Origin of the sequence: Roseicyclus amphidinii (assembly GCF_030163755.1) — a bacterium.
Taxonomy (GTDB): domain Bacteria; phylum Pseudomonadota; class Alphaproteobacteria; order Rhodobacterales; family Rhodobacteraceae; genus Roseicyclus; species Roseicyclus amphidinii.
In genome coordinates, this window is the sequence record NZ_JASJOE010000151.1 from 1 (window position 1) to 1,065 (window position 1,065).

2 protein-coding genes are annotated in these 1,065 nt (G+C 70.0%); both read left to right on the forward strand.

Features of this window, described 5'->3' with window-relative positions:
* Nucleotides 1–231: hypothetical protein (locus QQK83_RS19325; RefSeq protein ID WP_284267071.1), on the forward strand; the 231-nt coding region annotated here is incomplete at its 5' end.
* On the forward strand, nucleotides 228–1,065 hold an 838-nt coding region (locus QQK83_RS19330; protein ID WP_284267072.1), incomplete at its 3' end, for an FHIPEP family type III secretion protein. The genes QQK83_RS19325 and QQK83_RS19330, both read left to right, overlap by 4 nt.

Genomic DNA, 1,065 nt, shown 5'->3' on the forward strand with positions numbered 1-1,065 from the left:
TGGCAGGGCGGCGACTGGCCGCGCATCGCGCGGGACGCCCTGCCGCCGCATGCCGAGATCGCCGACCGCATGGCCGGGCTGCCCGCCGCATCCGCCGTAGATCGCCCGCCCGGATCGCCGCCGGTGCTCTCGGCCCTGGCGGCGCGCATCGACGACAGCCGCAGGCTGCGGGCCGAGGTGGCGGCACTGCTGGACAACCCGGCACCCCGCCCGGCGGAGGCCGCTCCATGAGCCTGTCGCAGATTGCCCTCCGGCCCACGGTCCTGTTCGCGCTGGCCCTGATGGCGGTCATCGTGATGATGATCCTGCCGGTCCCGAGCTTCGTGGTGGACCTTGGCCTTGCGGCCAGTTTCGGGCTGGCGATCCTGATCTTCACGGTCACGCTTTTCATCGAGCGCCCGCTCGATTTCTCGGCCTTCCCCACGATCCTGCTCGCCTCGCTGATGCTGCGGCTCTCGCTCAACGTCTCCTCCACCAAGCTGATCATCGGGCAGGGCCACACCGGGCCCTCGGCCGCCGGCGGCGTGATCGAGGGGTTCGCCATGTTCGTGATCGGCGGCAGCGTCGTGATGGGCCTCGTGATCTTCTGCGTGTTGCTGATCGTGAACTTCATCGTCATCAACAAGGGCGCCGCCCGCATGGCCGAGGTCGGCGCGCGCTTCGCGCTGGACGGGATGCCGGGCAAGCAACTGGCCATCGACAGCGACATGGCCGCGGGCGCCATCGACCATGCCGAGGCCAAGGCGCGGCGCGAGCGCGAGCAGGCCGAGACGAGCTTTTTCGGCTCGCTCGACGGCGCGTCGAAATTCGTCAAGGGCGACGCCATCGCGGGGCTTCTGATCACGATGCTGAACCTTGTCGTGGGGCTGCTTGTCGGCACGATGCTGCATGACATGCCGCTGGCGCGCGCCTTCGAGACCTATGCCATCCTGACGATCGGCGACGGGCTGGTCAGCCAGATCCCCGCGGTGATCATTGCCATCGCCTCGGCGCTGCTGCTGGCGCGGGGCGGCGCGACGGGGGCGACCGACAGCGCGCTGGTGGCGCAGCTGGGCCGCCACCCGG